Source organism: Rhodoferax sp., assembly GCF_037143375.1.
Lineage (GTDB): Bacteria > Pseudomonadota > Gammaproteobacteria > Burkholderiales > Burkholderiaceae_C > Rhodoferax.
Window position 1 is genome coordinate 1 of sequence record NZ_JBAWYV010000044.1, and the last position, 25,027, is coordinate 25,027.

Here is a 25,027-nt window from a genome sequence, read left to right on the forward strand (position 1 = left end):
GACGCATTTTGTTCGTGGTCTGCATGCAACACAAAAATACGGTCCACAGCGCGTTCGATCACGGGGTTGACCACGTAGTCGGCGCACGGTGTCGCAAACATCATGTGCATGAAGTTGCCAGCGTAGCTCAGGTTGTTTTTGGGGTACATGTAAGGCTGACCCGCGCTGTACTTGTACGCCATGGCGACCAGCGTCGGCATTTTGGCGATCAAACGGATAGCCGAGATTTCGCGGTGTTCCGGGTTGTTGATGTCGATGCTGTCATGGTAGAACGCGGACATGGCGCCTACCAGACCGGTCATGATCGCCATGGGATGCGCGTCGCGACGGAAACCACGCAGGAAAAATTGCATCTGCTCGTTCACCATCGTGTGGTTGCTCACACGTTTGACGAAGGCCGCTTTTTCGCCCACATTGGGGAGGTTGCCGTACAGCAGCAAATGGCATGTTTCCATGTAGTCGCAGTTGGTCGCCAATTGCTCAATGGGGTAACCGCGGTACAGCAATTCGCCCTTGTCGCCGTCGATGTAGGTAATGGCCGATTGGCATGCCGCCGTGGATAAAAATCCAGGGTCGTACGTGAACATGCCGGTTTGTCCGTAGAGCTTACGGATGTCGATGACATCTGGTCCAACACTGCCCTGATAAACGGGGAGGTCAACACTGGGGCTGCCGTTGCTAAACGACAGGGTGGCTTTGTTGTCAGATAATTTCATTTCTACCTCTCAAAGGGTTGTCGTAACATACTTAAAACTTCAGACACGTCTTTGCAAACCAGACTCGCGTCAACTTGTTCTAGCGATTTGCGTGCCAGATGTAAATCCAGCAAATCGTTATCACTGAGTTCCATTAGAGCGCTCAGACCTTGCGCCTGATTGACGGTGAGAACAGTTTCGAAACGGTTAAAAAACCGTTCTATGAAAATATCGTTCTCCAGCAGTCCCCGGCGGCAACGCCACTTGAGCTTGCTCAGTGCGCGCTCATCAATGAGCGCATCAACAGGTTCTACAGGTGTCGTGTGCATGCCTGATCAGATGGTACGCATGACCAGCATTTCCTTGATCTTGCCAATGGCCTTGGTGGGGTTCAGTCCTTTGGGGCAAACATCAACACAGTTCATGATGGTGTGGCAGCGGAACAGACGGTATGGATCTTCCAGGTTGTCCAGGCGCTCACCGGTGGCTTCGTCGCGGCTGTCGGCGATAAAACGGTAGGCTTGCAGCAGGCCGGCAGGGCCGACAAACTTGTCTGGGTTCCACCAGAAGCTCGGGCACGACGTGGAGCAGCTGGCGCACAAGATGCACTCGTACAAACCATTGAGTTCGTCGCGCTCTTCTGGGCTTTGCAAACGCTCTTTTTCAGGCGGCACGTTGTCGTTGATCAAATAGGGTTTGATCGAGTTGTATTGCTTGAAGAACTGCGTCATGTCGACGATCAGGTCACGTACCACAGGCAGACCTGGCAGTGGTTTCAAAACAATTGTGCCTGGCAAGGTGAGCATGTTGGTGAGACAGGCCAAGCCGTTTTTGCCGTTGATGTTCATGGCATCAGAGCCACAAACGCCTTCGCGGCACGAGCGCCTGAAGGTGATGCTCGGGTCTTGCGCCTTGAGTTTCATCAAGGCATCCAACAGCATGCGCTCGCTGCCATCGAGTTCAACTTCGATGGTTTGCATGTAAGGCTTCGCGTCGGTATCAGGGTCGTAGCGGTAAATCTGGAAGGTGCGTTTTGACATGGTGTGTTCTCGCTGATCTTGTTGGCTTTGACTTAGAAACTGCGCACGGCAAGCGGCACAGACTCGACGGTCAGTGGTTTCATCTGGACCGATTTGTAGGCCAATCGGCTGCCATCTTTGTACCAAAGAGTGTGTTTATGCCACTCAGCGTCGTTACGGCCATTCGGATGCTCGGGCGTGTCGTTGTAGTCGTCGACGGTATGCGCGCCACGACTTTCGCGTCGTGCGGCGGCCGAAACGATGGTCGCTTGTGCCGCTTCAATCAGGTTTTCGACTTCCAGCGCTTCGATGCGTGCCGTGTTGAAAATCTTGGACTTGTCTTTCAAAGTGATGGATTTAACACGGTCGCGCAAGGCGGCGATTTTGGTCACGCCTTCGTCCATGGTGGCTTGCGTGCGGAAGACGCCTGCATGCTGTTGCATGGCGGTACGGATGTCATCGGCAACCGTCTGCGCATACTCGCCGGAGGTCGAGTTGTCCAGGCGTGCGATGCGGGCCAGTGTCGAAGCGGCTGCGTCAGCAGGGAGCTCTTTGTGCTCTGATTTGATTTTGTTGAATTCAACAATATGGTTGCCGGCAGCGCGGCCAAAAACCAACAAATCCAGCAGTGAATTGGTACCCAGGCGATTGGCGCCGTGCACACTCACGCAGGCGCATTCGCCAACAGCGTACAAACCATTCACCACCTTGCTCTTGTTGTCTGCATCTTGCGTGACAACTTGACCATGGATGTTGGTTGGAATGCCGCCCATCTGATAGTGAATAGTGGGCACCACGGGGATAGGCTCTTTGGTGATGTCGACATTGGCGAAGTTATGGCCAATTTCGAACACCGAAGGCAGACGCTTCAAAATGGTGTCTGCACCCAAATGGGTCATGTCGAGGTTGATGTAGTCCTTATTGGGGCCACAGCCACGGCCTTCCTTGATTTCCTGGTCCATGCAACGCGACACATAGTCACGTGGCGCCAGATCTTTGTAGGCAGGGGCATAACGCTCCATGAAACGCTCGCCATTGGCATTGCGCAAAATGGCGCCTTCGCCACGGCAGCCTTCGGTCAGCAAAACGCCCGCGCCATGCACGCCCGTGGGGTGGAATTGCCAGAACTCCATGTCTTGAAGCGGGATGCCTGCGCGAGCAGCCATACCCAAGCCGTCACCGGTGTTGATGAAGGCGTTGGTGGAGGCTGCAAAAATACGACCTGCACCGCCAGTGGCCAACAACGTGGTCTTGGCTTCAAAAATGTGCACGTCACCGGTTTCCATCTCGAGCGCGGTCACGCCGACGACGTCGCCTGCTTCGTCACGGATCAGGTCCATGGCGAGCCATTCAACGAAGAAGCTGGTTTTTTCTTTGACGTTTTGTTGGTACAGCGTGTGCAGCATGGCGTGGCCGGTGCGGTCAGCCGCAGCACAGGCGCGTTGCACGGGCTTTTCGCCGTAGTTGGCGGTGTGGCCGCCAAACGGACGCTGGTAAATGGTGCCATCAGGGTTGCGGTCAAACGGCATGCCCATGTGCTCCAGGTCGTACACGACCTTGGGCGCTTCGCGGCACATGTACTCGATGGCATCCTGGTCACCGAGCCAATCGCCACCCTTGACGGTGTCGTAAAAGTGATAGTGCCAGTTGTCTTCGGACATATTGCCCAAAGACGCGCCAATACCACCCTGTGCAGCCACAGTGTGTGAGCGGGTCGGGAATACCTTGGAAAGCACGGCGACGTTGAGACCTGCGCGGGCCAGTTGCAGCGAGGCGCGCATGCCGGAGCCACCGGCACCGACGATAACGACGTCAAATTTACGCTTGGGGAGTTTTGAAGTTGCGGTCATGATTCTTTATTCAATCTTGGTTGTCGAATGCGGGCAAAAAGAGCTTAAAAACGTTTGATAAAACGTCTTACAGGCGCCACAGGACTTGAATGCCCCAACCAGCGCAAGCCACTAACCAGACGATGGTGAAAACTTGCAGGGTCAAGCGCAGTCCGACCGGTTTGATGTAGTCCATCCAGATGTCGCGCATGCCAAGCCAGACGTGAAACAGCATGGCGATGATGACGGCGAAGGTGAGGGCCTTCATCCACTGCGATGAAAAAATACCAGCCCATTGGTCGTAGCCGATGGGGCCCTTGCTGAGAATGACTTGCGCCATCACCAGCACGGTGAAGAGAGCCATCAGCGCGGCAGTTACGCGTTGAGCGAGCCAGTCACGAAGACCGTAGTGAGCGCCGACAACGATGCGCTTGTAGCCGTAATTAACAGACATGGTGTATTCCTTGATAAGTTTGGGTCAGTGCCAGCCAAGCTAATGCGTAGCGGCGGTATGTCCCGAAAGATTTATTTAGTAAAGGCCAAACAACTTGGCGCCCAGCACGACTGCGAGGCTCACGCTAACGACCAGTGTGAAGATGGCAGAGGACTTGCCAAACTCTTTGGTGACAGCGTCGTGGTGCGTGTCCATCCAGAGGTGGCGCAGGCCGGCAATGGCGTGGTGCAGGTAAGCCCAGATCAGCGCCAGTGCGGCCAGCTTCCAGATGAAGCCCGGCAGGCCCAGCATGCCTAAATTAAAGGCGGATTTGAATTTGATAAAGGAGATATCCGACGAAATGGAGGTGTCAAACATCCAGATGATGAAGGGCATCAAGAAGAACATGATGGCTCCGCTGACTCGGTGCAAGATCGAGACAATACCTGCGATGGGCAATCTGTAACTTGGGAGGTCGTTGAAGGCGTTGATGTTGCGGAACTCGGGGCGCTTTTTCGATGCGCTTGACGCTAAGTCGGACATACTTTGCTTTCTATGTTTTGGTAACTGCTCGGTAACCTGCTAAACGGATTACCCATAAATTCTATTGCAATGCAGCAACGTTCTTTGCCTGAGCAGGAAAAGGCCGCGGAATTTTGTCATAAAAAAATCATTTTTCTCCTTGTTGGAACGGTCTGGCGAGTTTGACTTGGCGAGCCTGACGCAATGTTTACAAATCATCGAGCTTGATCAACATTTCGTCCGCCCGGACACGAATCGCCTGGCGCGCCTCTGGCGTCATGCGTTGCAGGTTTTTCACCATCAGTGCGGTTCTGGGGTTGATGGCAAAAGCTGCTTCGTGCTGGTCCAGAAAATTCCAGTAGAGCGTGGTCATGGGGCAGGCCTTCGCGCCGAATCGGGTTTCTGGCTCGTAACTGCAGCCGCTGCAATAGTTGCTCATGCGCTTGACGTAGGCCCCACTGGCAATATACGGTTTGGAGGTGAACCGGCCGCCGTTTGCAAACAGCGCCATGCCGGCGGTGTTGGGAAGCTCCACCCATTCCACCGCATCAACATAGACCGCCAAATACCAGTCGCAGAGTTGCTGGGGGTTGATTTGCGCCGTGATGCCAAACATGCCGGTGACCATCAAGCGCTGAATGTGGTGTGAGTAGCCGTTGGCCAGGGTTTGGCTGATGCATTGACGCATGCAGTTCATCTTCGTGTCACCGCTCCAATACCAGGCGGGCAGGGCGTTTTGATGGCCATAGTGGTTGGCCGTTTTCAAGTCGGGCATGTCCAAGTAATAAACGCCCCGGATGAACTCACGCCACCCCAGGACTTGGCGAATAAATCCTTCCACACTGGCCAGTTCCAGACCACGGGTGTGGAAGGCTTGCTCTGCCGCCTGAATCACTTCCAACGGGTTGATGAGTTTTAAGTTCAGGGAACTCGACAACAGTGCATGCCACCCGAAATCCATGTGGGTCCACATCGCATCCTGATGGGCACCAAAGTGCGGCAGCCGGTGCGTGATGAAATCATTCAGCGCAAGCAGCGCCTGTTCCCGTGTGACCGGCCAGTTGAAGCGGCTCAGGTTGCCCGGGTGCTGGTCAAATCGTTGCTCGACCAGCGCCATGACCTCCGAAGTGATGCCATCGGGTTCGAACACCAGCGCTTGTGGCACGGCTTGAGGCCCTGCTTTGCCAAAACCTTTGCGGTTATCGGCATCAAAATTCCACTGCCCGCCTAGCGGCTGGTCGCCCTCCATCAGTACGCGGTACTTTTTGCGCATCTGGCGATAAAAAAACTCCATGCGCAAGTGGGTGGCTGGCCCTGCCCATTGGCGAAACTGCGGCAGGGAGCAAAGAAAATGACGGTCTTCGCGCCATTCAATATGGTGTTTTAGCCCTCTAGCCCCCGTGTCATCTGCGTGAGTAGCTATTGAATGAATAGCGTCATCAAGTTGCTGGCGAACCCGCAGATCGCCCGGTTCGACGCCGATGACGCGCGCAGGCTTGAATTTTTCAACCGTTGCACGCAGTCCGTCAGCCAGGGTTTTGTCGCCAGCGGTCTCAAGCGCCCGGTACTCAACCCGCCACTGACGTTGTCTGAGGCGCGCGGCAAAGTGGCGCATGGCAGAGAGAAACAGGGTGGTGCGCGCTTTGTGCGACCACACATGGGTGGATTCTTCGTGCGCCTCGATCATCAGGATCACGTCTTGCCGGTCATCGAGTCCGTCAAAGGCGGAGGAGTCTTCGTCAAGCTGGTCGCCCAAAATCAAAATCAGATGCCTGCAGGGAATTTCATTCATTGCGGTGATTGTCTTTAGCGAGCGCTTCAGGGGATACCCCGCGGCAAAATACGGTTTATTTTTTGTCGGCTACTGACGTCGTACCGGGCGGGGGTGTTTTTTTCGCACCACAGGCATCGGAGCAATATTTCACCTCGTCCCAGTTCTTGGCCCAGCTTTTACGCCAGGTCATCGCTCTCCCGCAGGTTTGGCAAGTTTTGCTTGGCAGCGATGATTTGTTGCCTTTGAACCCCACCGCTCAACCCAAGGTGTTGTGATAGTGGTGCGTATCGGTGCGGTAGTAGCCGCGGCGCAACTCCATCGGCTCATCTTTATAGGTGTAAGCGATGCGTTCCACGCTCAGCAAAGGCGTTCCTGGTTTGACTTGCAGCAGCAGTTCCAGACCGTCAATGGCGGGCTCGGCGCGAATTTTTTCTTCCGCCCGCACCATGCGCACATTGAACTCGGCCTCAAACAGGGCGTACATCGGGCCTTTGTCATTAATCAGTCGCTCAGCGGTCAGCCCTTTGAAATGGGTGGCGGGCAACCAGATGTCTTCAAGAATGGTGGGGGTGCCGGCAAAACTCAGCACCCGGCGCACTTGCATCACAGCGTCACCTGTTTTGAGCTCCAGTGCGCGCGCAATGTCGGCGCTGGCACGGGTGCGCCGGCACTCAATAATGTTGCGTTGGGCCGGCCCCTCACTGCCCGGGGTGCCGCTGTCTGGGACGAGTTTCAAGAACCGAAACTGCACCTGCTGCGCCGCGTGCGTGGCCACAAAAGTGCCCTTGCCCTGACGACGCACCAGTAAATTTTCGGAGGCGAGTTCATCAATGGCCTTGCGCACGGTGCCCTGGCTGACGCGGTAGCGGGTGGCCAGTTCCATTTCGCTGGGGATGGCCTCGCCCGGTTTCCATTCACTCAAGCGCAGACTGTTCAGGATCAGGCCCTTGATCTGCTGGTACAAAGGGCTGAACGAAGGTGTCGCCGGCAGGCTGGCAAAGGCCGTGCTGACGACGTCGGCTAAGACTTTTTCGGCAAAAGGAGGGGGTGTTTCGGACATATTTAGTCAGCCCCATGCAAGGGTTTGGACAAAGTGAATCATATCTCTTATATAAGACATAAGACGTGTTGACTCGCTAGGGTTTTCCAGAGTAAACTTGCCGCGAATTGTGGGGCTCCATCGACCCTTTAGAGCCGCCACCAGCAACCGTTTCACAACACAACTGGAGTTCTTCTCATGAGCAAAAAGCCCGTCCGCGTCGCCGTCACTGGTGCAGCTGGTCAAATTGGTTACGCAATCCTGTTCCGCATCGCTTCCGGCGAAATGTTGGGCAAAGACCAGCCAGTGATTTTGCAATTGCTCGAAGTGCCTTTTGAAAAGCCTCAGCAAGCATTGCAAGGCGTGATCATGGAATTGCAAGACTGTGCATTCCCCTTGTTGGTTGGTATTGAAGCCCATAGCGATCCATTGACCGCATTCAAAGATGTGGACTACGCTTTGTTGATCGGTTCGCGTCCTCGCGGTCCTGGCATGGAGCGCGCTGAGTTGCTCGCTGTCAATGCAGAAATTTTCACCGCCCAAGGCAAGGCACTCAATGCCGTGGCCAGCCGTAACGTCAAGGTGCTCGTGGTTGGTAACCCAGCCAACACCAATGCCTACATCGCCATGAAGAGCGCGCCAGATCTGCCACGCAAGAACTTCACTGCCATGTTGCGTCTCGACCACAACCGCGCTTTGAGCCAATTGGCCGACAAGACCGGCAAGGCTGTCGCTGACATCGAAAAAATGACCGTGTGGGGCAACCATTCCCCAACCATGTACGCTGACTACCGCTTCGCCACCATCAACGGCGCCAGCGTCAAGGACATGATCAACGACCAGGAATGGAACGCCAATGTGTTCCTGCCAACGGTTGGCAAGCGTGGCGCAGCCATCATTGCTGCACGTGGCGTGTCGTCGGCTGCTTCGGCTGCCAACGCTGCGATTGACCACATGCGCGACTGGGCGCTGGGCACCAATGGCAAGTGGGTCACGATGGGCATCCCATCGGACGGCCAGTACGGCATTCCTAAAGACACCGTGTTCGGCTTTGCCGTGACCTGCGAAGGCGGCGAATACACCGTGGTGCAAGACCTGCCAATCGACGCGTTCAGCCAGGAATGCATCAACAAGACGCTCAAAGAGTTGCAAGACGAGCAAGCCGGCGTTGCTCACCTGCTCTAATCAGTAGGCAATAGCGAGTCAGGCTTGTGAGGCATCCGCGTGAAGTTCTCCTCGGCGCTCAGTCCACAGCGGCTTCATTGCCGGTGTGTGATCACTACAGCGGCGTCGAGGTGCGAATGCGCAAAAGCCTGGCTTTGCAAACGGAAATGTCCCAAGAGTTCGGTGCTTGCGTCTTTGACGTAACGCTGGACTGTGAGGACGGCGCCCCGGTTGGGGGTGAAAAAGACCATGCCAATATGGTCGTAGCCCTTGCCAATCAAGCGCAAGCTGCTATTAAAAATGTCGTTAATGGTGTGGCTCCCCGTGTCGCGGCGCGAGTCCATCCGGTCGATCATCCCGCCTTTGAGCAAGATGTGACCCTGATTGTGGGTGGTGCCGCGTCAAGCCTGTGCCACCTGATGATTCCCAAGATTGAAACGTTGGCCGATGTTGATCGCGCCGCACAACTGGTTGATTTTGTGGCGATCCGTGCCGGTCGAACCGATGCCTTGCCACTGCACGTTTTGATTGAGTCCCCCGCTGCCGTTCATCGCGCGTTTGAGATTGCCGCGCACCCCCGGGTGCAATCCATCAGTTTTGGATTGATGGACTTTGTATCGGCCCACGGTGGTGCCATTCCGGCCAGTGCCATGGGGCTCAATACCGACCCTGGACAACCCGCCCTGGATCAGTTTTCTCATCCTTTGGTGGTTCGCGCCAAACTGGACATTGCCTCAGCCTGTCATGCACATGGCAAGGTACCTGCCCATTGCGTGGTGACGGAGTTCAACGACACCGCTGCCTTATTGGGCGCCGCCAGCCGGGCCTCGCGGGCCTTCGGGTATACCCGAATGTGGAGCATTCACCCGGGGCAAATCAGGCCTATTCTTGAGGCTTTTGCACCGCTGGCGCAAGAAATTGAGTTGGCGACGAATATCATGTTGGCTGCGCAAAAAGCAGATTGGGCACCGATCTCTTTTTCCGGTAAGTTGCATGACCGCGCCAGCTACCGTTATTTTTGGCAAGTGCTGGAGCGCGCTCATCAGACGGGTCGGCATTTGCCGGCGGAAGCGCTGGCTTTTTTCGCTGCCTGATGTCGGTTTCTTGCCCCACTATTTTGAAGGTAAAGCATGATTAAAAAGCTGTTGGCCGTTGTTTTTCTGATGGCGCTCCCGGTGGCATTGCTGGCCCAAACGCCTGGCAAAAGCCGCCAGGAAGTCAAAACCAAGGCCAACCAAATGGCCTCAGGGGTGATGGCAGCAGAAGCGGCCTTGACGCCCGCTGAGTTGGCGATTTCAGAGCGGGTTTACCAAGGTAAATTGCCCTGCGAGTTGGGTGCTTTTGTCAGCTTGAAGGCCGACCCCAAAGCACCCGGTTTTTTCGATGTGCAGCTTGGTAAACAAAAATTCCACATGTTCCCGGTTGAAACCACCACCGGTGCCATCCGGCTTGAAGACCACAAGGCGGGTGCCGTGTGGTTGCAGTTGGGCAATAAATCCATGCTGATGAATCAAAAACTGGGCAAGCGCCTGGCCGACGATTGCATGAATCCCGATCAAACCGCGATGGCCCAAAAATTGCTCACAAATCCAGCCCCCAGTGTGCTCGATACCCAGGTTGAAGTTGCTATTAAATAAATAGCTGGTTACGCACGTCCCGTAAGGCCTAGAGCCTGTTTTATTATAAATTTAGATTGAATAGGAGTTGTCCATGTTGCAAACGTACCGTGCCCACGTCGCTGAACGCGCCGCCCTCGGGATTCCCCCGCTGCCTTTGTCTGCCAAGCAGACCGGTGAACTCATCGAGTTGCTGAAAAACCCACCCAAAGGCGAAGAAGCCACGTTGGTTGACCTGATCACGCACCGCGTGCCGGCCGGTGTCGATGACGCCGCCAAGGTCAAGGCCAGCTATCTGGCTGCCGTTGCACATGGCACCGAAAAATGCGCGCTGATTTCGCGTGAAAAAGCCACGGAATTGCTCGGTACCATGCTCGGTGGCTACAACATCAGCCCGCTGGTGGACTTGCTCGACGATGCCGTGGTGGCTGAAGTGGCAGCCAACGGCCTGAAGAAAACATTGTTGATGTTTGACCAGTTCCATGACGTCAAGGAAAAAGCCGACAAGGGCAACGCCCAAGCCAAAGCTGTGCTGCAAAGCTGGGCCGATGCTGAATGGTTTACCTCGCGCCCAGAAGTGCCTGCGTCCATCACGCTGACCGTGTTCAAGGTCGAAGGCGAAATTAACACCGACGACCTGTCGCCCGCTCCCGACGCTTTCAGCCGCCCCGACATCCCGATGCACGCGCTGGCGATGCACAAAAACGCGCGTCCTGGCATCGTGCCGGAAGAAGACGGCAAGCGCGGCCCGGTCAAGTTCTTTGACGAACTCAAAGCCAAGGGCAACCTGGTGGCCTACGTCGGCGACGTCGTCGGTACCGGCTCAAGCCGTAAATCAGCCACCAACTCGGTGCTGTGGTTTACCGGCGAAGACATTCCTTTCGTGCCGAACAAGCGTTTTGGTGGTGTCTGTCTGGGCAGCAAAATTGCCCCGATTTTCTACAACACCATGGAAGACTCAGGCGCTTTGCCGATCGAGTTGGACGTGAGCGCCATGAACATGGGCGACGTGGTTGAACTGCGTCCGTATGACGGCAAAGCCCTCAAAGACGGCAAAGTCATTGCCGAATTCACCGTCAAGAGCGAAGTGCTGTTTGACGAAGTGCGCGCCGGTGGCCGTATTCCCTTGATCATCGGCCGTGGTTTGACTTCCAAAGCGCGCGAAGCACTGGCCTTGCCCGTCAGCACCCTGTTCCGCTTGCCGCAAAACCCCGTGGACACCAAAAAAGGTTTCACCCTGGCACAAAAAATGGTCGGGCGTGCTTGCGGTTTGCCAGAAGGCCAGGGCGTGCGTCCCGGTACTTATTGCGAACCCAAAATGACCAGCGTGGGTTCACAAGACACCACCGGCCCGATGACCCGCGACGAACTGAAAGACCTGGCTTGCCTGGGCTTCAGCGCTGACCTGGTGATGCAATCGTTCTGCCACACCGCCGCTTACCCCAAGCCAGTGGACGTGAAGATGCACCACGAGTTGCCTGACTTCATCAGCACCCGTGGCGGCGTGCCGCTGCGTCCGGGTGATGGCATCATCCACAGCTGGTTGAACCGCATGTTGTTGCCCGACACCGTTGGCACCGGCGGCGATAGCCACACCCGTTTCCCGATTGGTATCAGCTTCCCCGCTGGTTCCGGTTTGGTCGCTTTTGGTGCTGCCACCGGCGTGATGCCTTTGGACATGCCTGAGAGCGTGCTGGTTCGTTTCAAAGGCAAACTGCAACCCGGCATCACCTTGCGTGACCTGGTGAACGCCATTCCTTTGTACGCCATCAAGGCCGGTCACCTGACGGTTGCCAAGCAGAACAAGGTCAACATTTTCTCGGGTCGTATCCTTGAAATCGAAGGCTTGCCAGACCTCAAGGTTGAGCAGGCGTTTGAGTTGAGCGACGCTTCTGCCGAGCGCAGCGCCGGCGGTTGCACCGTGCACCTGAACAAAGAACCGATCATTGAGTACATCACCAGCAACATCACGATGTTGAAGTGGATGATTGCTTCGGGTTACACCGATGTGCGCACCATCAACCGCCGCATCGCCGCGATGGAAGCCTGGTTGGCCAATCCCCAGTTGCTCAAAGGCGACGCGGATGCGGAGTACGCTGCCGTCATCGAAATCGACCTGGCTGACATCGTCGAGCCGATCGTGGCCTGCCCGAACGACCCGGATGATGTGAAAACATTGGCTGATGTCGCCGGTGCCAAGATTGATGAAGTGTTCATTGGTTCTTGCATGACCAACATTGGTCACTTCCGCGCAGCCTCCAAGCTGCTTGAAAACAAGCGCGACATCCCGGTCAAGCTCTGGATGGCACCACCGACCAAGATGGATGCCAAACAGTTGAGCGAAGAAGGCCATTACGGCGTGCTCGGCGCTGCCGGTGCCCGCATGGAAATGCCCGGTTGCAGCTTGTGCATGGGCAACCAGGCGCAGGTGAAAGAGGGCGCTACCGTGTTCTCGACCTCGACGCGTAACTTCCCGAATCGTCTGGGTAAAAACAGCTATGTCTACCTGGGCAGCGCTGAATTGGCTGCGATCTGCTCCAAATTGGGCCGCATCCCAACCAAAGCGGAATACATGGCCGACATGGTGGTGTTGACGGCCGCCAGCGACAAGGTGTACCAGTACCTGAACTTTGACAAGGTGCAGGATTACAAAGACGCAGCCGCGACTGTCACGGCTTAATCACGCTTGACCCAGCCCGGTTTCGACCGGGTTTTTAAAGCTTTAAAGCGCCCCTCAACCCCCAGGTTGCGGGGCGCTTTGTCATCTGAAAGGCAGAAAAGTGCTGCGGGATAATTGACGCCATGAACGCGTTCCAATCCATTCCCTTGTCCTTGCAGACCATTTTGTTGCTGGTCGGCAGCAATATTTTCATGACCTTCGCTTGGTACGGGCACCTCAAAAACCTCGCCACAGCGCCTTGGTACATCGCGGCTGGTGTGAGTTGGGGCATCGCCTTGTTTGAATATGCCTTGCAGGTGCCGGCCAACCGGATCGGTTTTCAGCAAGCAGGTTTTACGGTGGGACAGTTAAAGATTGTGCAGGAGGTCATTACGCTCGCTGTTTTCGTGCCGTTTGCAATGATCTACCTCAAGGAACCCTTCAAGCTGGATTATTTGTGGGCGGCTTTTTGCATGGTGGGGGCCGTGTTTTTTATTTTTCGCAGCGCCTGAAGGCCAAGGCTTGAGCCTGCAGGTCGGGCGGTTAAACTGCCCGCAGTCTTGATACCGTCATATATTTGACATGATCCCCTGAGGAGTTCGCCATGTTTTTTGGCAAGTTGTTGCCGCGCGAAGGCAATTATTTCGTGATGTTTAACCAGCACGCAGACCGCATTGTTGAGGCGGCCTATGCTTTTTCCAAGCTGGTGGCTAACTACAGCAACCCTGTTTTACGCCTGAAATACAACCAGGAGGTTGACAACGCCGAACGTGCCGCTGACCGCGTGACGCATGAAGTGAATAAATCCATTCACAAGACATTCATCACGCCGATTGACCGTGAGCAGATTCACACGCTCATCAACACCATGGACGACATTGCGGATCTGATTCAAGATTCTGCCGAAACCATGGCGCTGTATGACGTGCACCACATGACGCAAGAAATCTCACGCTTGACGGATCTGAGCGTGAAATGTTGTGAGCGAGTGCGTGATGCCGTGTATTTACTGGCCAAAATTGCCGATCCTGCCACCGCAGAAGCTGCACTGAAAACCTGCGAAGAAATCGACCAGTTGGAATCTGATGCCGACCGCGTGATGCGCAGCGCCATGAGCAAGCTCTTCCGCGAAGAGCCGGACGTGCGCGAAGTGATCAAGCTCAAGGCGATCTACGAATTGCTGGAAACCATCACCGACAAATGCGAAGACGTCGCCAACGTCATCGAGGGCATCATCCTCGAAAATTCCTGATTCAGGACTTGACGATGGACAACGTACAAACAGCCCTGTGGGTGGTGATCATGCTGGTGGTGCTGGCGGTCCTGTTCGATTTCATGAACGGATTCCATGACGCGGCCAATGCGATCGCCACCGTGGTCTCCACCGGTGTTCTCAAGCCCGGGCAGGCCGTTCTTTTCGCAGCTTTTTTCAACATAATCGCTATTTTTGTCTTCAACTACACCGTGGCCGCCACGGTGGGTAAAGGCATTGTGCAGCCTGGCGTGGTGGATACCCACGTGGTATTTGGTGCCCTGATGGGGGCGATCAGCTGGAATTTCATCACTTGGTACTACGGCATTCCCAGTAGCTCTTCGCATGCGTTGATCGGTGGCATTGTGGGCGCCGTCATCGCCAAGTCGGGGGCGAGCGTGTTGATCGCTGCTGGCATCCTTAAAACTGTGGCCTTTATTTTCATCTCGCCTTTGTTGGGGTTTTTACTCGGATCCTTGATGATGGTGGTGGTGGCCTGGATCTTCCGGCGCACCCGACCCATGAAAGTAGACAAGTGGTTTCGACGACTGCAGTTGATCTCAGCCGGTGCCTACAGCTTGGGGCATGGCGGTAACGATGCACAGAAAACCATCGGCATTATCTGGATGCTTTTGATTGCCACCGGCTATGCCAGCGTGAGCGATAAAGCCCCCCCTACCTGGGCGGTGGTGAGTTGCTATCTGGCGATTGGTGCTGGCACCATGTTTGGCGGCTGGCGCATTGTCAGAACCATGGGCCAGAAGATCACCAAATTGAAACCGGTGGGAGGGTTTTGCGCTGAAACCGGGGGTGCCATCACGCTCTTTATGGCAACAGCTCTGGGTGTTCCGGTGTCAACCACCCACACCATCACGGGTGCCATCGTTGGCGTAGGCTCGGTGCACCGTGCCAGCGCCGTGCGCTGGGGCGTGGCCGCGAACATCATCTGGGCCTGGATTTTTACCATTCCAGCCAGTGCGTTTGTGGCGGCGATAGCTTACTGGGTAAGTTTGCAGGTTTTCTAGTGCTATATTAAAAATAGCGATTCAGTCAAGATTGACGGGGGCATGAGGCTAATTCTTATGAGAAACAGCCTGAGCTTCTGCAATCTGATTCTCAAGTTCAAAGTAGCGCTGAAAGCTGAACACGATGCTGCTCAATAAAACGGTAGTTCCGATGAGTAGCGAAAGCGCAATCGCCCCAATGGTGAGCCAATTGGTTTTGCCAGGCGCTGCATCTGGGGCAGCTCTTGGGTTAAACCACTCATTCCAGCTTTCTGTCGACATAAGACCGTAGACGATGGCCGTCAGGGCACAACCCGCAATCGTGAACCCCAGGAGCGGCATTAAAAACCAGCTCAATGGATCGTCGATCCCATTCTGTTGAATTCGTTTCAGGCCATACAAACCGAAGAGGGTGGGTACGGGCAGCAACCAGCCTAGCAGATCACCCGGGCCGCGCAAGTAAAAACGATGCAAGCCAAAAGGGCCCCCGATAAAGGCCAGCCAAGCGGCAATAGTTTTATTTTTCATGGTTTTCAATTATGGGCATGGCGCACAGGTGTCACTCAAACCAAGGGCTTTTTCCATCAGGACCACATCCAGCCAACGGTCAAATTTCCAACCGCAGGATTTGAGAACGCCCACATGGGTAAATCCGACCGATTGGTGAACGCCGATGGAGCCGACATTGGCCGAATCACCAATGACAGCAATTAATTTTCGCACGCCACTTTGCTCGGCCTTCGCCATTAACTCCGTCAACAACGCGCGACCCAAACCCTTACCAGCAACGTCAGGTGTCAGGTAAATCGAATCTTCGGCTGAGTAACGAAAAGCGGGTCGTGGCTTGAACCAGTTGCAGTAGGCAAACCCCAAAACTTTTTCACCATCAACTGCGACCAGAAAAGGAAGACCTTTGCCCAAAACATCTGCCCGGCGTTGGGCCATGTCCGCTTCTGTAGGTGGATCCGTCTCGAAAGTGCCCGTCCCAACGCGCACATGGTGGGCGTAAATGACGGTAATGGCCTGGATGTCTTCGGTGCGGCTTGGACGGATGATGATCATAAAAATGTAAACGTTATAATAGTCGGTTATTCAGTGTGTCGCTGGCCGGTTGGTCATGTCGCGTGTCTCAAGCGCTGGGTTAAGTTCAGAATTAATTGGCGGAATTAAACTCCGCCCCCCAAAGGATAAATCATGGTTGTCATTCGTCTGGCTCGTGGCGGTGCAAAAGCACGCCCCTTCTTCAATATTGTTGTGGCTGACAAGCGTACCCGTCGTGACGGCCGCTTTATCGAGCGTATTGGTTTCTACAACCCGATTGCTACAGCCAATGAAGAGAGCATCCGCCTTGCGCAAGATCGCTTGACTTACTGGAAAAGCGTCGGCGCTCAGGCATCTCCTACTGTGGAACGTCTGATTGCTCAAGCTGCCAAAAAAGCTGCTTGATCGTATTGTGATGCTGCCTGGCCTTGAAGCCGCCGACTTGCCGTCGGATGCCATCGAAGTTGGGCGCATTGCGGATGCCTGGGGCATCAAAGGCTGGTTCAAAGTCCTGCCGCACAGCGCCGATCCCGAGGCGCTTTTTTCTTCCAAACGATGGTTTTTAATGCCCTCCGAACGAGGCGCAAAAACATTCACAGGCGTTGCGGAATTGACCGTTACCGAATCCAAGATTCATTCCAATACCGTTGTTGCATCTGCCAAGGGTGTGGATGACCGCACTGCTGCAGAAGCTCTGCGTGGCGCTCGAATTTTCGTATCCCGATCCAACTTTCCAAAAGCTGAGATTGACGAGTATTACTGGGTCGATTTGATCGGTCTGGACGTGGTCAATCGTGAAGGCGTTGCGCTCGGAGCCGTCAAAGAATTGCTTTCTACCGGCGCCCAAACCGTGTTGGTGATGGACTATGAACAAGATGGCAAAGTGCAAGAACGCATGATTCCATTTGTGTCGGTTTATATCGACAACGTCGATCTTCCCGCCCGGCGCATTCTGGTGGACTGGCAACCCGATTTCTGACAGTCGCTCCCATGCGGTTCGACATCGTCACGCTTTTTCCTGAGTTGTTTGCACCGCTGTTGACCAGCGGTATCACGCGCCGCGCCTTCGAGTCGGGCCAAGTGGATGTCAAGTTTGCGAATCCACGCGATTTTGCGGTGGGTAATTACAAGCGAGTCGATGACCGACCCTTTGGTGGTGGCCCAGGCATGGTCATGATGGCCGAGCCCTTGACGCAATGCCTGCACCACATTCAGTCACAACGAACTGATCCGGTGCCTGTCGTGCTTTTTTCGCCGGTCGGGAAGCCGCTCAATCACGCTATGGTGTCCCGCTGGGCCGAAAGCGCGGGGGCGATCCTGATTTGTGGTCGCTACGAAGGCATTGATCAGCGATTCATTGAGCAGCATGTCACTGAACAAATCAGTCTGGGTGACTTTGTCTTGTCAGGTGGTGAGATTGCTGCCATGGCGCTGTTGGATGCCGTAGCTCGCTTGCAGCCTGGTGTATTGAACACAGCCGGTAGCCATCAGCAAGACAGCTTTAACCCCGAGTTGGATGGCTTGTTGGATTGCCCGCATTACACCCGCCCAGAAAACTGGTCGGGAAGGGTCGTGCCGGAGGTCTTGCTCACGGGTCATCACGTCAATATCGAGCGCTGGCGGCGTGAGCAAAGTTTGACGCTCACGGTTCGCTTGAGGCCGGAACTTATTAATCAGGCGAGGCAGGACGGGCGTTTAAGTCCTGCCGATGAAACTTTTCTTTCCCGACTTTTCTAACGTCTGACTAAAGTCCACAACTCTTGCTCGGGTTATAATAGAAGGCTTACCGATCCTCTGGCTGGCCGTTTCTTTGTCTTAACACTGAAACTATTGTGTCAATCCCGACACTGCGCGTCCAAGATCATTAAAGGCCATCATGAATCTGATACAAATTCTTGAGCAAGAAGAAATTGCTCGTCTTGGGAAAGTTATTCCCGTTTTCGCGCCCGGTGACACCGTGATCGTGAACGTTAACGTGGTTGAAGGCGCTCGCAAGCGCGTTCAGGCCTACGAAGGTGTCGTGATTGCCAAGCGCAATCGTGGCCTCAACAGCGGCTTCATCGTTCGCAAAATTTCCAGTGGTGAAGGCGTCGAACGTACGTTCCAGACCTACAGCCCGCTGATCGCCAGCATCGAAGTCAAGCGTCGCGGTGACGTGCGTCGTGCCAAGCTGTACTACCTGCGTGACCGCAGCGGCAAGTCGGCTCGTATTAAAGAAAAATTGCCAGCCAAGAAAACCAAAACAATCGCCGCATAACGCGATCTGTTTAGTTAGAAAAAGCCGCCCCAGCAATTGCTTGTGGCGGTTTTTTTTGATCCTATTTTCTGCATTCTTTCGTGACCTCTCCATCGCCTCAGTCCTTGCTGTCCAAGTTGCCCAACTTTGATCCCCGCCTGATCCCGGTTGAGGGCGTCGACTCGCATTTGGCCGCGGTTCCATTGGCCTCGCTGCAGCCAGCGGCCTTGCGGCAACGCTTCGCCTTCCCGCCTGTGTGGGCACCCGAGTTACTGGCCGAGAAGAAATTTATGGATCGGGCACCGATGCATGCCTCCGTGCTGGTACCCATCGTGATGCGCGAGCAACCGACCGTCTTGCTCACCGAGCGCACCCAGCATCTTTCCACCCATTCCGGACAAATTGCGTTTCCAGGTGGCAAGGTCGACGAAGACGATGTTGATGCCGCTGCCACCGCATTGCGCGAGGCGCAGGAAGAAGTAGGTTTGGACCCCTCTTTTGTTCAGGTTCTGGGTGTGATGCCGCACTATGTCACCGGGTCTTCGTTCATCATTACGCCTGTGGTGGCACTGGTTGAGCCGGGGTTCACTTTGACGCCGAATGCCAATGAAGTCGCCGATGTTTTTGAGGTGCCGCTGGCATTCTTAATGAACCCGGCTCACCACCAACGTCATTCCTTTGAGTGGGAAGGTGTGCGCCGGGAATGGTTTTCAATGCCCTACCAGGACGATGCCACGCAGCGATTTATTTGGGGGGCTACAGCAGGTATGTTGCGCAACTTCTATCGTTTGCTGTCAGCCTGACGCACGGTGCCGCTATGATGACTGTATGAGCTTTATCTCTGTGCTTTTAGCCCTGCTTTTAGAGCAGGCACGTCCTCTGAGCCGAGGCAACCTGGTGCATGCAAGTCTGCGCGCCTGGGTGCGCTGGAGCACCCGTAATTTTGATGCGGGCCAATCGTTTCAAGGCTGGCTGGCCTGGGGTTTTGCGGTGGGTGGCCCGTCACTGGCCGCCTTGGCGATTTATTGGTTGCTTGATGCTTTTGTGGGCTGGCCGGTGGCGGTGCTTTGGAGTGTGGCGGTGCTTTACGTCACGCTCGGGTTTCGGCAATTCAGTTTTCATTTCACCCAGATTCGCGATGCCCTGGCGGATGGCGACGAAGACCGCGCACGTGAACTGCTGGCCGAATGGCAGCAAATTGACGCGAGCGACTTGCCGCGCAGTGAAATTGTTCGACACGTCATAGAACATTCAGTGTTATCTGCGCATCGCCACGTTTTTGGTGTGCTGGCCTGGTTTTCCGTGCTGGCGGCCTTTGGTTTTGGACCGGCGGGTGCGGTGATGTACCGACTGAGTGAGTTTGTGGTTCGCTACTGGCAGCACAAAACTAAAACTCACCATCTGCCGGTGAGTGAGGCCCTTCAAACATGCGCAGCGCAGGCTTGGTCAGCCATTGATTGGGTGCCCGCACGCATCACGGCCATCAGCTTCGCCGTCGTGGGCAGCTTTGAAGAGGTGGTGGACAGTTGGCGCAACTACGAACCGCGTTTTCCTGGCGATAACGATGGTGTCATTTTGGCCGCGACTGCCGGCGCGGTGAATATCAGGTTGGGGGATGCCGCCAGTCAAGCGTCCTATCCAGCAGATGTGCCACCCGTCATGGCCGGGGCCATGGAGTCGACTCAGGAAACATCGTCTGGGCAGGCGCCTGAACTGGCGCATCTCGCCGTCATTGTGGGCTTGGTTTGGCGTACCGTGGTGATGTGGATGGTCTTGCTGGCCCTCTTGACGCTGGCACGACTTTTGGGTTAGTTATATGCCGAATAGGGCTGTAGCCCTTGTGTGGCTTGCGTAGTGAGCTATAAAATTAATAGTGAATTCCCTTTTGAAGTCTACTTATTGCAGCCCCATCGTCGAACGGTTGGTGCCCTACGTGCCGGGTGAGCAGCCCAAACTTGACCGTCTCGTCAAACTCAATACCAACGAAAACCCGTACCCGCCTTCTCCGCGCGTGATTGCGGCGATTCAGGCGGCAGCTCAACACGGTTTGGAGTTGTATCCGGACCCTGAAGCGATGGCGCTCAAGCAAGCCATCGCCACCCACCATGGCTTGACCGCGCAACACGTTTTCATGGGCAACGGCTCCGATGAAGTGCTGGCGCATGCTTTCTTCGCTTTTTTTCAGCAAGGTTGCCCGTTGCTGATGCCCGACATCAGCTACAGCTTTTACAAGGTGTATTGCGGGCTGTATGACATCCCGGTCGAGCAGGTCGCTTTGACCGATGAGATGCAGCTTGATGTGTCTGCGTATGCGCGTCTGGAGGGTCTCTCTGTGGCGGGCGTCGTCGTTGCCAACCCGAATGCCCCGACCGGCATCGGACTACCTATGCACCACATTGAGCAACTCCTGCGCTTGCATCCTACGCGTGTGGTGTTGGTGGACGAAGCGTATGTCGATTTCGGGGGTGATAGCGCCATTGCGCTGATTGCGCAGTACCCCAATTTGCTGGTGGTTCACACCCTGTCCAAGTCGCGCTCACTGGCCGGTTTGCGGGTCGGTTTTGCCTGCGGACAGCGGCACCTGATTGACGCTTTGGAACGGGTAAAAAATAGTTTCAACTCCTACCCGTTGGACCGTCTGGCGATAGCCGGCGGTGTGGCCGCTTTTGAGGATGTGGCTTATTTTGAACAGACCCGCCAAGCCGTCATGAGCAGCCGCGAAGGGTTGGTCCTAGCGCTGGAAGATTTGGGCTTCAAGGTGCTGCCGTCACAGGCGAATTTTGTGTTTGTCTCGCATTCGCAGCATGACGCTGCGGGTATCGCTACGGGTCTGCGCGCGCACGGCGTGTTGGTTCGGCATTTCAAGTTGCCCCGCATTGAGAACTATCTGCGCATCAGTATTGGCACCCCGGCACAATGCGACGCGCTGCTGCAGGCCTTGGCGTCAGTATTTACGGGCTTGGCTTAATTCAGCGTACAAATCGCTATAAATTTTATAGCGATTGGCGCTTATTCCGTCTGGGCTACCGTCGGGTTTAACCGCAGCCATCACACCACAACCAGGTTCATGCAGGTGACTGCAGTTGTAGAACTTGCAGTTTGCAACGTGCGGCTTCAGGTCCGGCATATAGGCCGCCAACTGCGCCGGGTCGATGTGGTTCAGGCCAAACTCCTGAAAACCGGGCGAGTCAATCAAGGCGGTGGTTTTGCTGTCGTCCACCCAGTACCAGGTGGTGCTGGTGGTGGTGTGTTTGCCCGAGTTGAGGGCCTGGGAGATTTCACCGGTCTGCGCCAGCGCGCCGGGTGCCAACAGGTTGATCAAAGTGCTTTTTCCGGCGCCCGAAGGTCCCAATACCAGGGTTGTTTTGCCGCCCAGCAGTTTGAGAAGTTCGGCGTGATCAACCTCGCCGGATTGTTTGAGCGACAGCGGCAACACGCCGTAATGCATCTGCCGGTAGGGTCGCAACCATTCCCAAGCCCGGGCGAAAGGCTCGACCAGATCGCTTTTGTTGAGCGCGATGATAGGCGTGATGTGCTCGGCCTCGGCCGCAATCAAAGCGCGCGAGAGTTGGCTGCTGGAGAATTCCGGCTCTGCCGCGATCAGGATCAGGATCTGGTCCAGATTGACCGCAAACGATTTGGTGCGAATCTCGTCCTGGCGGTAAAACACGTTTTTACGTTCTTCAATCTTCTCGATCGTGCCCTCGTCGCGCGACGCTTGCCACAAGACCCGGTCGCCCACCAGCCCCTGACTTTTTTTGCCGCGCGAGTGGCAGATCAGGCGCTTTCCCTCGGGCGTTTCCACCAGAAAGTGGCGGCCATAGTTGGCCACAATCAGGCCTTTGTCGAGCGTTGCACGTTCCATCAAGTTGTCGCCTTGTAATAAACCGTCATGCCAGCAGGGCGTCAACGCGCGCTGCACAGTCAAAATCGGTGATCGAAATGCCGCTCACCTCATGGGTGTTAAAGCGCACCACGCAGCGGTTGTAATGCACCGATAAGTCGGGGTGGTGGTCCTGTGTGTGCGCGATGAAAGCCACTGCGTTGACGAAGGAGAGGGTCTTGTAGTAATCGGCAAAGGTGAAGGTCTTCTCGATCGCGATGGCCGCACCATCGCCACTCAAAGCCCAGCCCTCCAGTTGCGCAAGTTTTGCTACTACTTGTGTAGCTGTCAGCGCACGTCTGACGGGGGCTAGAGGGTTATTTGTCATATAAACAGGGTTGGGTGCAGGTCTCAGCCCATCATCCGGGCCAGGCGCTCGGATGCCGGTGGGTGGGAATAATAAAACTTCACATACAGCGGGTCAGGCGTCAGCGTTGATGCGTTGTCCTCATAGAGCTTGAGCAGCGCGGTGGCGAGGTCCGGGCCACTGGTTTGCTGCACCGCATAGGCATCGGCTTCAAACTCGTGCTTGCGCGAGATTTGGGCAAACAGGGGAGCGATGAAGAAGCTGAAAATCGGGATGGCCAGCATGAACAACAAGAGGGCCAGTGCATCGTTGGGCGCCCCCAGGTTGGGTTGAACGCCCAAACCGGTATAAAACCAGACCTGCGTTGCCAGCCAGCCGAGCAAGGCAAAGCCCAGCAAGCTCATCGCGAACATGGATACGATGCGTTTGATGATGTGCTTGTGCTTGAAGTGCCCCAACTCATGCGCGAGCACTGCATCCACTTCATTGGCTGAAAGTTTGGCCAGCAAGGTGTCATAAAACACCACCCGTTTGGCTGCGCCAAATCCGGTGAAGTAAGCATTGGCATGGGCACTGCGTTTTGAGCCATCCATCACGAACAAGCCCTTGGCTGCAAAACCGCAGCGCTTCATCAGCGCGGTGACGCGGGCCTTGAGTGTTTCGTCTTCCAGCGGTTCAAACTTGTTGAAGAGCGGCGCGATGAAGGTGGGGTAAATCACCAGCAGCAATAAATTGAACCCCATCCAGACGGCCCATGCCCACAACCACCAGAGGCTGCCAGCGGCGCCCATCATCCACAGAATAAGTGCAGCGATGGGCAAGCCAATGAGCGCGCCAATCAGACTGGATTTGAGCAAGTCAAGAGCCCAGAGTTTGAGAGTGGTTTTATTGAAACCAAAGCGCTCCTCAATCACAAAGGTTTGGTACAGGGTGATGGGTAAATCAATCACGCCGTTGATCAGAATAAATGCGGCGAGCAAGGCAATTTGTTGCCCCATACCACCGCCCAGCCAGCCCAGCAAAAACTGGTTGAGTTCAGACAGGCCGCCGAGCAGTGTCCAGCCCATCAGGACGACGGTGCCCAAAGCCAGTTCCAGCATGCCAAAGCGTGCCTTGGTGATGGTGTAGTCGGCGGCTTTTTGATGCGCTGCCAAGGTGATGGTGGCAGAGAAGGCTGATGGCACTTCAGCGCGGTGCTGCGCCACATGCCGAATTTGGCGTGAGCCCAGCCAGAATTTCAGCAGCACACCGGCCAACAAAGTAAAAGCAAAGGCAAAGGTCATTACCAATGAGAAGGGGATAGATGAAGTCAGGATTGGCATGGCGACCGAGTTTAGGCCATCAGCGACAATTCAAAGCATGAACCCGACGAACACCCCGAATGCAAGCGTATTACTTGCGAAATCTGACCAAAATCTGGTTTGGCTTGATTGTGAAATGACCGGTCTCGACCCTGAAGTGGACCGCATCATTGAGATCGCTGTCATCGTGACCGGGCCCAAGCTTGAGAGCCGCACGGAAGGCCCGGTGCTGGTGATTCACCAGAGCAACGAACAGCTCGACAAAATGGACAAGTGGAACAAAGGCACCCACGGCAAGAGCGGCCTGATTGACAAGGTCAAGGCGTCAACCCTGCTGGAAGCGCCCGCCGAGCAACAGCTGATCGATTTCTTGAGTCAATACGTTCCTAAAAAAGGCTCACCGATGTGTGGCAACAGCATTGGGCAGGATCGGCGCTTTCTGGCCAAGTACATGCCGAAGCTGGAGGCTTTTTTTCATTACCGAAACCTTGATGTGAGCACGCTTAAAGAGCTGTCCAAGCGCTGGCGGCCCGAGGTCTACAGTTCCTTTAAAAAGCAGCAGCGCCACACCGCTTTGGCCGATGTGCACGAGTCCATTGATGAGCTGGAACACTACCGGGAACACTTCATTAAATTAAGTAATTAGGTAGAAACCCGAATCCATGCCATAATCGAAGGCTGCGCTACTTGTTGTAGCGCAAATTTGTACATCTCCCTTCATTCACAGGGTCCAAAGCAAGTACGCATTAGCGGCATTGCATAAAAGGGCCCCCAGCGCTGATAGAACTCCTTGTGAGTCAGAGCAGGTTCCGTTTGATGGTTGATGTTTTTTAACCATTGACGGAGCAGTCGCAGTCCCTGCGGCGCTCGCGTGTGAGTAAATTCATGACTGACGCTATTCAAGCGACGGGCGAAGTATCGCTTGTCGAAAATTTTTCCAATGACACTGCCGAGATGACGCAAAACGTTGTCCAGCAAGCTGACGCTATTGAGGCCGTCGAGCCAGTCGCTGAACTGCCTAACGGCTTTGTGGCGCTGGGCCTGGCGCCTGAGCTGATCCAGGCGGTTAAAGACCTGGGATTTACCCAGCCCACCACAGTGCAATTGAAGACGATTCCTATCGCCATGCAAGGCCACGGCGCTGCTGACGAAGCTGCCCGCTTTACCGATTTGATGGTATCGAGCCAAACCGGTAGCGGCAAAACTGCTGCCTTCTTGCTGCCCGTGTTGCACACCCTGCTGATGCAAATGGC

General features: G+C 55.2%; 30 protein-coding genes. 16 read left to right on the forward strand and 14 right to left on the reverse strand.

The window, feature by feature from the left end; genetic code table 11:
* The 9 genes from WCG50_RS08855 to WCG50_RS08895 form a co-directional block, all read right to left on the reverse strand.
* A partial coding sequence (locus WCG50_RS08855; protein WP_336899233.1) for a citrate/2-methylcitrate synthase occupies positions 1–716 on the reverse strand: 716 nt, incomplete at its 3' end.
* A gap of 2 nt (positions 717–718) precedes the next feature.
* Entirely contained in the window at positions 719–1,024 is a 306-nt protein-coding gene (locus tag WCG50_RS08860; RefSeq protein WP_336899234.1) for a succinate dehydrogenase assembly factor 2, read from the reverse strand.
* A gap of 6 nt (positions 1,025–1,030) precedes the next feature.
* On the reverse strand, positions 1,031–1,735 hold the full coding sequence (locus tag WCG50_RS08865; RefSeq protein ID WP_336899235.1) for a succinate dehydrogenase iron-sulfur subunit: 705 nt from the start codon (positions 1,733–1,735) through the stop codon (positions 1,031–1,033).
* Between the two features lie 32 nt (positions 1,736–1,767).
* Entirely contained in the window at positions 1,768–3,564 is a 1,797-nt protein-coding gene (gene sdhA / locus WCG50_RS08870) for a succinate dehydrogenase flavoprotein subunit (protein WP_336899236.1), read from the reverse strand.
* A 67-nt stretch (positions 3,565–3,631) separates the two neighbouring features.
* Positions 3,632–3,997: a succinate dehydrogenase, hydrophobic membrane anchor protein gene (sdhD, locus tag WCG50_RS08875; protein WP_336899237.1), complete on the reverse strand. Its 366-nt coding sequence runs from the start codon at positions 3,995–3,997 to the stop codon at positions 3,632–3,634.
* Positions 3,998–4,072: 75 nt separating this feature from the next.
* On the reverse strand, positions 4,073–4,519 hold the full coding sequence (sdhC, locus tag WCG50_RS08880) for a succinate dehydrogenase, cytochrome b556 subunit (RefSeq protein WP_336899238.1): 447 nt from the start codon (positions 4,517–4,519) through the stop codon (positions 4,073–4,075).
* A gap of 187 nt (positions 4,520–4,706) precedes the next feature.
* Positions 4,707–6,290, reverse strand: coding sequence for a cryptochrome/photolyase family protein (locus tag WCG50_RS08885; RefSeq protein WP_336899239.1), 1,584 nt, complete (start codon positions 6,288–6,290; stop codon positions 4,707–4,709).
* Positions 6,291–6,345: 55 nt separating this feature from the next.
* Complete coding sequence (locus WCG50_RS08890) at positions 6,346–6,525, reverse strand: DUF2256 domain-containing protein (RefSeq protein WP_336899240.1); 180 nt, start codon at positions 6,523–6,525, stop codon at positions 6,346–6,348.
* 3 nt (positions 6,526–6,528) lie between these two features.
* On the reverse strand, positions 6,529–7,332 hold the full coding sequence (locus WCG50_RS08895; RefSeq protein WP_336899241.1) for a GntR family transcriptional regulator: 804 nt from the start codon (positions 7,330–7,332) through the stop codon (positions 6,529–6,531).
* 177 nt (positions 7,333–7,509) lie between these two features.
* Between WCG50_RS08895 and WCG50_RS08900 the strand changes: the two genes are divergently transcribed.
* The 7 genes from WCG50_RS08900 to WCG50_RS08930 all read left to right on the forward strand — a co-directional run bounded on the left by WCG50_RS08900 (position 7,510) and on the right by WCG50_RS08930 (position 15,027).
* The gene (locus WCG50_RS08900; RefSeq protein ID WP_296501591.1) at positions 7,510–8,496 is read left to right on the forward strand and encodes a malate dehydrogenase; all 987 of its coding nucleotides are present in this window, start codon (positions 7,510–7,512) and stop codon (positions 8,494–8,496) included.
* A 26-nt stretch (positions 8,497–8,522) separates the two neighbouring features.
* Positions 8,523–9,569 (forward strand): aldolase/citrate lyase family protein, encoded by a 1,047-nt coding sequence (locus WCG50_RS08905; protein WP_336899242.1) that lies wholly within the window; start codon positions 8,523–8,525, stop codon positions 9,567–9,569.
* Positions 9,570–9,638: 69 nt separating this feature from the next.
* Positions 9,639–10,112 (forward strand): hypothetical protein, encoded by a 474-nt coding sequence (locus WCG50_RS08910; protein WP_336899261.1) that lies wholly within the window; start codon positions 9,639–9,641, stop codon positions 10,110–10,112.
* A gap of 73 nt (positions 10,113–10,185) precedes the next feature.
* Positions 10,186–12,771, forward strand: coding sequence for a bifunctional aconitate hydratase 2/2-methylisocitrate dehydratase (acnB, locus tag WCG50_RS08915; protein ID WP_336899243.1), 2,586 nt, complete (start codon positions 10,186–10,188; stop codon positions 12,769–12,771).
* Between the two features lie 122 nt (positions 12,772–12,893).
* The gene (locus tag WCG50_RS08920; protein WP_336899244.1) at positions 12,894–13,262 is read left to right on the forward strand and encodes a DMT family protein; all 369 of its coding nucleotides are present in this window, start codon (positions 12,894–12,896) and stop codon (positions 13,260–13,262) included.
* A gap of 92 nt (positions 13,263–13,354) precedes the next feature.
* Positions 13,355–14,002, forward strand: coding sequence for a DUF47 domain-containing protein (locus tag WCG50_RS08925; protein ID WP_336899245.1), 648 nt, complete (start codon positions 13,355–13,357; stop codon positions 14,000–14,002).
* A 14-nt stretch (positions 14,003–14,016) separates the two neighbouring features.
* A complete protein-coding gene (locus WCG50_RS08930; RefSeq protein WP_336899246.1) occupies positions 14,017–15,027 on the forward strand; it encodes an inorganic phosphate transporter in 1,011 nt (336 codons plus the stop codon).
* Positions 15,028–15,075: 48 nt separating this feature from the next.
* On the opposite strand, the gene WCG50_RS08935 is transcribed toward WCG50_RS08930, so the two are convergent.
* Positions 15,076–15,534 (reverse strand): NINE protein, encoded by a 459-nt coding sequence (locus WCG50_RS08935; RefSeq protein ID WP_336899247.1) that lies wholly within the window; start codon positions 15,532–15,534, stop codon positions 15,076–15,078.
* Between the two features lie 9 nt (positions 15,535–15,543).
* Complete coding sequence (locus tag WCG50_RS08940) at positions 15,544–16,068, reverse strand: N-acetyltransferase family protein (protein ID WP_336899248.1); 525 nt, start codon at positions 16,066–16,068, stop codon at positions 15,544–15,546.
* A gap of 132 nt (positions 16,069–16,200) precedes the next feature.
* On the opposite strand from WCG50_RS08940, the gene rpsP reads away from it, so the two are divergent.
* The 7 genes from rpsP to hisC all read left to right on the forward strand — a co-directional run bounded on the left by rpsP (position 16,201) and on the right by hisC (position 21,251).
* Positions 16,201–16,452 (forward strand): 30S ribosomal protein S16, encoded by a 252-nt coding sequence (rpsP, locus tag WCG50_RS08945; RefSeq protein WP_336899249.1) that lies wholly within the window; start codon positions 16,201–16,203, stop codon positions 16,450–16,452.
* A 10-nt stretch (positions 16,453–16,462) separates the two neighbouring features.
* Positions 16,463–17,026, forward strand: a complete 564-nt coding sequence (gene rimM, locus WCG50_RS08950; protein WP_336899250.1) for a ribosome maturation factor RimM — start codon at positions 16,463–16,465, stop codon at positions 17,024–17,026.
* 11 nt (positions 17,027–17,037) lie between these two features.
* Positions 17,038–17,784, forward strand: a complete 747-nt coding sequence (trmD, locus tag WCG50_RS08955; protein WP_336899251.1) for a tRNA (guanosine(37)-N1)-methyltransferase TrmD — start codon at positions 17,038–17,040, stop codon at positions 17,782–17,784.
* A 139-nt stretch (positions 17,785–17,923) separates the two neighbouring features.
* Positions 17,924–18,304: a 50S ribosomal protein L19 gene (gene rplS, locus WCG50_RS08960; protein ID WP_336899252.1), complete on the forward strand. Its 381-nt coding sequence runs from the start codon at positions 17,924–17,926 to the stop codon at positions 18,302–18,304.
* Between the two features lie 80 nt (positions 18,305–18,384).
* The gene (locus WCG50_RS08965; protein WP_336899253.1) at positions 18,385–19,086 is read left to right on the forward strand and encodes a CoA pyrophosphatase; all 702 of its coding nucleotides are present in this window, start codon (positions 18,385–18,387) and stop codon (positions 19,084–19,086) included.
* 25 nt (positions 19,087–19,111) lie between these two features.
* A complete protein-coding gene (locus WCG50_RS08970) occupies positions 19,112–20,095 on the forward strand; it encodes a CobD/CbiB family protein (protein WP_336899254.1) in 984 nt (327 codons plus the stop codon).
* Positions 20,096–20,168: 73 nt separating this feature from the next.
* Positions 20,169–21,251 carry a histidinol-phosphate transaminase gene (hisC, locus tag WCG50_RS08975; protein ID WP_336899255.1) on the forward strand — a complete coding sequence of 361 codons (1,083 nt, stop codon included), beginning with the start codon at positions 20,169–20,171 and terminating at the stop codon, positions 21,249–21,251.
* On the opposite strand, the gene rsgA is transcribed toward hisC, so the two are convergent.
* The 3 genes from rsgA to WCG50_RS08990 are packed head-to-tail and all read right to left on the reverse strand — an operon-like array spanning position 21,228 to position 23,795.
* Complete coding sequence (gene rsgA, locus WCG50_RS08980; protein WP_336899256.1) at positions 21,228–22,148, reverse strand: ribosome small subunit-dependent GTPase A; 921 nt, start codon at positions 22,146–22,148, stop codon at positions 21,228–21,230. The two genes, hisC and rsgA, sit on opposite strands and share 24 nt — an antisense overlap.
* 25 nt (positions 22,149–22,173) lie before the next feature.
* Positions 22,174–22,494 carry a 4a-hydroxytetrahydrobiopterin dehydratase gene (locus WCG50_RS08985; RefSeq protein WP_336899257.1) on the reverse strand — a complete coding sequence of 107 codons (321 nt, stop codon included), beginning with the start codon at positions 22,492–22,494 and terminating at the stop codon, positions 22,174–22,176.
* A 23-nt stretch (positions 22,495–22,517) separates the two neighbouring features.
* On the reverse strand, positions 22,518–23,795 hold the full coding sequence (locus WCG50_RS08990; protein WP_336899258.1) for a M48 family metallopeptidase: 1,278 nt from the start codon (positions 23,793–23,795) through the stop codon (positions 22,518–22,520).
* 37 nt (positions 23,796–23,832) lie between these two features.
* On the opposite strand from WCG50_RS08990, the gene orn reads away from it, so the two are divergent.
* Together orn and WCG50_RS09000 are read left to right on the forward strand one after the other, a co-directional pair.
* The gene (orn, locus tag WCG50_RS08995) at positions 23,833–24,420 is read left to right on the forward strand and encodes an oligoribonuclease (RefSeq protein ID WP_336899259.1); all 588 of its coding nucleotides are present in this window, start codon (positions 23,833–23,835) and stop codon (positions 24,418–24,420) included.
* A gap of 239 nt (positions 24,421–24,659) precedes the next feature.
* Positions 24,660–25,027, forward strand: a 368-nt coding sequence (locus tag WCG50_RS09000; RefSeq protein WP_336899260.1) for a DEAD/DEAH box helicase, incomplete at its 3' end; no start/stop codon positions are given.